This window comes from Kitasatospora sp. NPDC089509 (assembly GCF_044749365.1).
GTDB lineage: Bacteria > Actinomycetota > Actinomycetes > Streptomycetales > Streptomycetaceae > Kitasatospora.
On sequence record NZ_JBIVHS010000004.1, the window covers coordinates 470,794 to 477,924 of the forward strand.

Genomic DNA, 7,131 nt, shown 5'->3' on the forward strand with positions numbered 1-7,131 from the left:
CAGGCCTTCGTCACTTCAGGCGCTTGCCGGCCGAGCGCAGCTGCTCGGCGGCCTCGCGGACGCGGGCGGCCATGCCGGCCTCGGCCAGCTTGCCCCAGGTGCGCGGGTCGTAGGTGTTCTTCTTGCCGACCTCGCCGTCGACCTTCAGCACGCCGTCGTAGTTGGCGAACATGTGGCCGGCCACCGGGCGGGTGAACGCGTACTGGGTGTCGGTGTCCAGGTTCATCTTCACGACGCCGTTCTCCAGCGCGGTGGCGATCTCCTCGGCGGTGGAGCCCGAGCCGCCGTGGAAGACGAAGTCGAACGGGTCGGTCTTGCCGTACTGCTTGCCGATCGCGTCCTGCAGCTCGCGCAGCAGCTCCGGCTTCAGCACGACGTTGCCCGGCTTGTACACGCCGTGCACGTTGCCGAAGGAGGCGGCCAGCAGGTAGCGGCCCTTCTCGCCCAGGCCCAGCGCCTCGGCGGTGCGCACGGCGTCGTTGACGGTGGTGTACAGCTCGTCGTTGATCTCGTGGGTGACGCCGTCCTCCTCGCCACCGGTCGGGGTGATCTCGACCTCCAGGATGATCCTGGCGGCGGCGGCCTGGGCCAGCAGCTCCTGGGCGATCGACAGGTTGTCCGAGAGGGTCTCGGCCGAGCCGTCCCACATGTGCGACTGGAACAGCGGGTTCTCGCCCCGGGCCACGCGCTCGGCGGAGACCGCCAGCAGCGGGCGGACGTAGCCGTCCAGCTTGTCCTTCGGGCAGTGGTCGGTGTGCAGCGCGACGGTGATGTCGTACTTGGCGGCGACGATGTGCGCGAACTCGGCGAGCGCGACCGCGCCGGTCACCATGTCCTTGTTGTGCTGGCCGCCCAGGAACTCCGCGCCACCGGTCGAGATCTGGATGATCCCGTCGCTCTCGGCCTCGGCGAAACCACGCAGCGCGGCGTGCAGGGTCTGCGACGAGGTGACGTTGATGGCCGGGTAGGCGAACTTGCCCGCCTTGGCCCGGTCCAGCATCTCGGTGTAGACCTCGGGAGTTGCGATGGGCATGCGATCCGCTCCTGTCGGGTTGCGGCGTACGGACGGTGCTGTCCGACGCTGTGTACGCCTTCGTGACGACTCCGTGCCGGCCCGCCGACGCGCGGCGCTGCGGTGTGGCTCTCCGGCACCAAGGTTCGAGGCGACCTCCGCGGTACGGCCATGAGGGTGGTGGCCGCCGCGGACCGGACGCCTGTGCCATCTTCCCAGACTCGTGCCCGCAGGTCAGCAGGAGCCCGCCTGTCGGGACGTCGCGGTGGAGGGCACGGCCGGAACCCGCCGGTGGCCCCGGGACCGGGCCGAGGGGCGCCGACGGGCCTCGGCCGGACGTCGCCGGAAAGGTACGACCGCTATCCTGCGCCCGTGGACTACAACCAGCTGGCCGTCAATCTTCTCGACGCCAAATCCCTGATCTCGTCCCTCGGCGCCATCGGGCTGATCGCGATCATCTTCGCGGAGACCGGCCTGCTGGTCGGCTTCTTCTTCCCGGGCGACTCGCTGCTGATCATCGGGGGTGTCGCCGCCTCGAACGCCGCCTCCTCGGTGCTCGGCGACGGCGCCAAGCTGCCGATCGCCGTGCTGCTGATCGGCTGCCCGATCGCCGCGGTCGCCGGCGCCCAGCTCGGGCACCTGCTCGGGGCCAAGGTCGGACCGAGGATGTTCGACAAGCCGGACTCGAAGATCTTCCGCCGCGAGTACGTGCTGAAGGCGGAGGAGTACTTCAACAAGTTCGGCTCGGGCAAGGCCGTGGTGCTGGCCCGCTTCATGCCGATCGTCCGGACCTTCCTCAACCCGGTCGCCGGCACCCTGGAGATGCCGGCCAGGACCTTCTTCGTGTGGAACGTCATCGGCGGCGTGCTCTGGACCGAGTCCATGCTGCTGATCGGCTACTTCTTCGGTGACGCGCTCGCCCCGGTGATCGACAAGTACCTGATCCCGGCGGTGCTGCTGATCGTGCTGCTGTCGGTCTCGCCGATCCTGATCGAGGTCCTGCGGGAGCGCCGGAAGAAGAAGGCCGGCCTCGTCGAGGCCCCGGCCGCCGACACCGTGCAGAGTGCCGGCGGGCGGCACCGGCGCGGCTGAGGTCCGCGGCCACGCCTTCGTTCACGGCGCGTACGGCGAAGGGCCGGGTCCTGTTTCACGTGAAACAGGACCCGGCCCTTCGTGCTGCTCGGGGTGTCCGTACCGGTCAGAGGCCCAGGTCGGCGAGGTCGTACGCGGTCACGTACTCCAGGCCCTGCGCCTCGACGGCGCCCGCGCCACCGCGCTCGACGATCACCGCGACGCCGACCACCTCGGCGCCCGCCTCGCGCAGCGCCTCGACGGCGGTCAGCACCGAGCCGCCGGTGGTGGAGGTGTCCTCGACCGCCAGCACCCGGCGGCCCTTCACCTCGGGGCCCTCGATCCGGCGCTGCAGGCCGTGCGCCTTGCCCGTCTTGCGGACCACGAAGGCGTCCAGTTTCTGCCCGCGCGCGGCGGCGGCGTGCAGCATCGAGGCCGCCACCGGGTCGGCGCCCAGGGTCAGGCCGCCGACGGCGTCGTAGTCCAGGTGGGAGGTCGCGTCCAGCATCACCCGGCCGACCAGCGGGGCGGCCTCGCCGTCCAGCGTGATCCGGCGCAGGTCGACGTAGTAGTCGGCCTCCTTGCCGGAGGAGAGGGTGACCTTGCCGTGCACGACGGCCTTGTCCTTGATCTGTGCCAGCAGGGCGTCGCGGTCGTTGCTCATGAGCGTTCAGTCTAGGGCCTGCACGCCCACCCGGCGCTCGGGACCCGGACAGGCCCTAGCGTCGGCGCAGTGCCCTGACCAGGACCACGGCGCCGCCCAGCAGGGCCACCGAGCCGCCGATCACCCACGGCACCGCGCTGCGGCCGCCGGTCCCCGGCACCACGATGCCGCCGGCCTCGCCACCCCAGCGGGACGCCGCCCGGGCCCGGGCGCTGCGGGCCGGCAGCGCCGGCGCGTACCGGCCGCGCGGCGGGGCGTGGTCCACCTCCTCGGCCGAGCGGCCGACGATGCTGCGGCGGACCGGGCCGCTGAGCTCCGGCTCGTCCTCGTAGGCGAACAGCGGCTCGACCGGGAGCTCCTCGGCGACGCCCTCCCGGGGGTCGGCGACGTCGTGGTCGTCGACGTCGTCGTCATCCGTGTCGTCGGTGGAGTCGGCGTCGTCGGCGGCGGAGCCGGTGGGGAGGCCGAAGCGCTCGGCGTCGGCGTCGGAGAAGGCGATCAGGTCGGAGAGGTCGTCGTCGAGGTCGTCGCCGGGCTGGTCCTGGTGGTCCTCGATGAAGACGACCTCGGCGCCGGGTCCGTCCTCGTCCGTGCTCCCGGCGGCGTTCTCGGTCTCGGTCTCGGCCTCGACGGCGTTCCCGGCATCGGTGTCGGCGTCGGCGTCGATCCCGTCCGCGTTCTCCTCGTCGCCCTCCGCGGGGGCGTCCGGGGAGGTCAGCGCGGTGGCGAAGCGCTCCAGCAGCCGGCGCCCGGTGGCGTCGAGGGTCTCGGCGTCGAACTCGGTCAGCCGGCCGGTGGCGCTCAGGTCGCCGGTGAAGCGGACCGTCGCGGTGCCGTCCTCGGCGCCCTCCGCGACGCTGACCCGAACGGTGGCGGTCGCCTCACCGTCGCCCCGGGCCTCCTGCCCCTCGGCGAGCACCGTCAGCACCCCGCCGCGGCCCTCGATCAGCGACAGCACGCCCTTGTAGGTGATCGTGGAGCCGCCGATCCGCACCTTCAGCCGCCCGCCGATCTCCTCGGCCGGCCCGGCCCCGACCGCCGCCGGCTCGGTGCTCAGCCCGGGCACGCTCCGCGCCAGCAGCGCCGGATCCTGCAAGGCCTGCCGCACCAGCGCTGCGGACATCGGGACGACAACCTCATGCTCCATGCCACGGAGCCTACCGACTGGGCCCGGCCGGGTCCCTACCCACCACCGCCCGACTTCGCCCCGCTTCCCCCGGCGGCTGCTCCGCTCCGCTGCCCGTCCCCGCCGTCAGACACGCCCCAGGAGGGTGAGCGGGGCCGGGGGCCGCGGGGGGCGGCGGGCGGTGAGGCGGGCGGCCGAGCCGCGGAGGGCGTCCGGGGTGAGGGCACGCGGGGGCGGGGCGTCGGGGGCGAGGGTGAGCGGGGGCGGGGTGGCGGCGGCGAGCAGGAAGTCCTGGGCGGTGTCCGACCGGTCGGGGCGGCAGGTGGTGGTGTCGCCGCCCTCGACCGCGTACGGGGTGGTCTGCAGCCCGACCGCGCGCAGCCCCGACTCGATCCGCCAGAGGCCGTCCCCGTCCCCGCCGGCCCGCCCGCCGTCGTCCCCGCGCTCCCCGCCGGCCCGGACGGCGATCCGGCCGCCGGGGGCCAGCAGCCGGGCGGCGAGGCCGTAGAACTCCTGGGAGTGGAACTTGACCGGTCCGCCGTCCGAGGGCGCCGGCAGGGCGGCGAGCACCACGTCGTACTCCTCGTCGGGGGCGACGCGCAGCCAGGCCATCGGGTCGGCCGCGGTGGTGCGGACCCGGGGGTCGTCCAGGGAGTGCTCGCCGAGGGCGGCGAGCCCGGGGTCGGTGCGGGCGAGCCGGGGGAGGGCCGGGTCGGCGTCGACCACCCGGACGGAGCGGACGCCCCGGTGCCGCAGCACCTCCCGCAGGGCGAGGCCGTCGCCGCCGCCGAGCAGCAGCACCCGGGCGTCCGGCCCGGCGGCCAGCGCGGGGTGGACCAGGGCCTCGTCGCCCCGGTACTCGTCCGGCCCGCAGACCGCGAGCCGTCCGTCGAGGTAGAGCCGCAGCGGGCCCTCGGCGGGGCCGGTCAGCACGATCTCCTGGTACCGGCTGCGGGTGGCGTAGCGGACCTGGTCGCCGTAGAGGGCGTGTCGGGCGGCGCGTTCGATGGAGTCGGAGCCGAGGGCGGCGGCCGCCAGCAGGGCGAGGACGAGCGTGCAGCCGGCCCAGAGCAGCCGTCGTATCCGGGCGGCGGGTTCCTCGCGGAAGAGCCAGAGCACGACGGCGGCTCCGGCGACGGCGTTGACCGCCCCGGTGAGCAGCGCGCCGTCGCCGGGGCCGAGCAGGGGGAGGATCAGGAACGGGAAGGCGAGGCCGCCGATCAGCGCGCCCACGTAGTCGGCGGCGAACAGGTCGGCGACCGCGCGGCCGGCGTCCTCGCGCCGGATCCGTTGGATGAGGGTCATCAGCAGGGGGATCTCGGCACCGATCAGGATGCCGATCAGGCAGGTGAGGCCGACCATCGCGGCCTGGTAGCGGCCGATCCAGGCCCAGCAGGAGTACAGGGCGAGGACGGAGAGCCCGCCGGTGAGCGCGAGGGCGCACTCGACCAGGGCGAAGGCGGTCGCCGGCCGGCGGGTGAGGCGTTTGGCGAGCAGCGAGCCGAGGCCCATCGCGAACACCATGACGGAGAGCACGACCGAGGTCTGGGTGACGGTGTCGCCGATCAGGTAGTCGCCGAGTGCCACGAGTTCGAGTTCGTAGACGAGTCCGCAGGCCGCGCAGACGAAGGCGGCCAGCAGCACGGTCAGTCGGGCGAGTCGGGGGCGGTCGCGCAACCGGGAGCGACGGCGGGCGGGCAGGGGGATCAGGCTTCGCCCGGGCCGGGGTGGGGCGCCGTCGTCGAGGTCCACTCGCGGGCGTGCGGGCGGACCGGCCGGATGGTTGATCACGAACAAACGCTAGGGGACGTGCGGGACGGATGGCTGCGCCCATCCGACGGACAGCGGGAACCGCCGGATTGACGAATCGTTCCTGCGTACGATTCGTAGGCTTGTGCCGGGTGTCGTATGACCGGATCGGCGCTGCCGTCCGGCTCCTGGGCGCCCGGGCCCCGGCGGTCCGGGTCGTCGGCCGTCACGCTCCCGACACCACCAGCGAGGAGCGGGTGCAGACCAGCCGGCCCTCCTGCGGGTAGGCGTGCCAGGTCCGCCAGAGCAGTCGGTCGGTGCCGCCCTGGGTGACCAGCGCGGTGAACGCGCTCGGATCGCCCGGGAAGACCCCGGCGAGGCCGCGCGGGTGCCCCTCGACCAGCGCCAGCAGCTCCTGGGCGCGGGCCGCGAAGACGTGCGGGGGCAGCGCCTCGATCCGGGCGGCGAACTCGTACTCCCAGCCGCCGACCTGCTTGGCCACCCGGGCCGGCAGCGGGGTGCGGCGGCCGGGCAGACAGGCGACGGTCTCCAGGCACTCGCCGGGACCGGCCGAGATCACCACCTGGTGCGAGGCGCCCAGCAGCCGCAGCTGGAGGGTGCCGGAGGCGTCGGGGCGGCCGCCGTCGAGTCTGAGGTCGCGGACGGCGAGAGCGGGCAGCGGTTCGCCGCCGAGGCACCAGGCCAGGTCACCGGCGCGGGTGTCCGTGTAGGAGGTCTGCAGTGTGGTGAGCATGCTCGGCTCCGCGTTTCAGCTCCGTGCGCGCCCGCCGAGCAGCAGCGACTAGGCCTAGGCGATGGCGAGGCTGTTCGTGGCTGTGCGGCCCTGGGCGCGGCCGACCGTGGAAGGAAGGATTCCGGCTGGAGATTCAGCAGCAGAGAAGCACGAATACGCCGGGTCCGTCGGTGATTTACCCAACTTTGTCAAGCATTCACCGTTTCGAGCACACCTGCTTCCCAGCTCTGATCGACCCGGTGTGCGACTTTGCACAGCGCGCGCCCCTGCAACCGGCCTGTGCGCCGTGTGCGCCGGTAGTGCGCTCTTTGCGCGCATCACGCGCCGCTGCCCTCCGCGCACCGGCCACGGCGGCCGTCCGGGCGTGCCGGACAGGTCACCGGAATTGCCTCCTGGGCAGCAAAAGAGCATGCCATCCAGGGGAGTTGAGGGCGAATCACCGGCCGTACCGGGCCAGAATTGGTCCCGCCCAAGGGGGCGCGCGAAACCACTGCGCGCGCCGCAATCACACACCGTACCCCCGGACGGCGGTGCTCCTGTTGCACAAACAGCCCCGCCGCGGGCTACGGGGCGGCCGTGACCGGTGGGGCGGGGGTGCGGTGGGGGTCCTGAGGGGCGGGTGCGACGACGGCGCGGGGGGGGGGCCCCCCCCCCCCCCCCCCGGGGGGGCCGCCCCCCCCCCCGCCCCCCCCCCCCCCCCGCGGGCGGGGGGGGGGGGGGGGAAAACACCCGGCGGGGCCGAAGGTTTTGAAAAA

Annotated in this window: 6 protein-coding genes; 1 reads left to right on the forward strand and 5 read right to left on the reverse strand. The window is 73.6% G+C overall.

Going from position 1 to position 7,131, the window contains the following annotated elements:
- Nucleotides 1-10: 10 nt before the first annotated feature.
- Nucleotides 11-1,033, reverse strand: a complete 1,023-nt coding sequence (gene fbaA / locus ACIP4P_RS11820; RefSeq protein WP_350514805.1) for a class II fructose-bisphosphate aldolase — start codon at nucleotides 1,031-1,033, stop codon at nucleotides 11-13.
- A gap of 351 nt (nucleotides 1,034-1,384) precedes the next feature.
- Here fbaA and ACIP4P_RS11825 point away from each other — a divergent pair, with 351 nt between their 5' ends.
- On the forward strand, nucleotides 1,385-2,104 hold the full coding sequence (locus ACIP4P_RS11825) for a VTT domain-containing protein (RefSeq protein ID WP_350514804.1): 720 nt from the start codon (nucleotides 1,385-1,387) through the stop codon (nucleotides 2,102-2,104).
- A 106-nt stretch (nucleotides 2,105-2,210) separates the two neighbouring features.
- Here the strand turns inward: ACIP4P_RS11825 and pyrE are convergent, their stop codons facing one another.
- The 4 genes from pyrE to ACIP4P_RS11845 form a co-directional block, all read right to left on the reverse strand.
- On the reverse strand, nucleotides 2,211-2,747 hold the full coding sequence (gene pyrE, locus ACIP4P_RS11830) for an orotate phosphoribosyltransferase (protein ID WP_350514803.1): 537 nt from the start codon (nucleotides 2,745-2,747) through the stop codon (nucleotides 2,211-2,213).
- Between the two features lie 55 nt (nucleotides 2,748-2,802).
- A complete protein-coding gene (locus tag ACIP4P_RS11835; RefSeq protein WP_400917042.1) occupies nucleotides 2,803-3,894 on the reverse strand; it encodes a hypothetical protein in 1,092 nt (363 codons plus the stop codon).
- A 105-nt stretch (nucleotides 3,895-3,999) separates the two neighbouring features.
- Nucleotides 4,000-5,664, reverse strand: coding sequence for a polyamine aminopropyltransferase (locus ACIP4P_RS11840; RefSeq protein ID WP_400917044.1), 1,665 nt, complete (start codon nucleotides 5,662-5,664; stop codon nucleotides 4,000-4,002).
- 184 nt (nucleotides 5,665-5,848) lie between these two features.
- Complete coding sequence (locus ACIP4P_RS11845) at nucleotides 5,849-6,376, reverse strand: DUF2617 family protein (RefSeq protein ID WP_400917046.1); 528 nt, start codon at nucleotides 6,374-6,376, stop codon at nucleotides 5,849-5,851.
- Nucleotides 6,377-7,131 lie beyond the last annotated feature (755 nt).

What these genes read in the sequence shown, in the direction of transcription:
- ACIP4P_RS11845 (WP_400917046.1), bottom strand. Translation starts at nt 6,376, where the DNA reads ATGCTCACCACACTGCAGACCTCCTACACGGACACCCGCGCCGGTGAC.
- fbaA (WP_350514805.1), bottom strand. Translation starts at nt 1,033, where the DNA reads ATGCCCATCGCAACTCCCGAGGTCTACACCGAGATGCTGGACCGGGCC.
- ACIP4P_RS11835 (WP_400917042.1), bottom strand. Translation starts at nt 3,894, where the DNA reads ATGGAGCATGAGGTTGTCGTCCCGATGTCCGCAGCGCTGGTGCGGCAG.
- pyrE (WP_350514803.1), bottom strand. Translation starts at nt 2,747, where the DNA reads ATGAGCAACGACCGCGACGCCCTGCTGGCACAGATCAAGGACAAGGCC.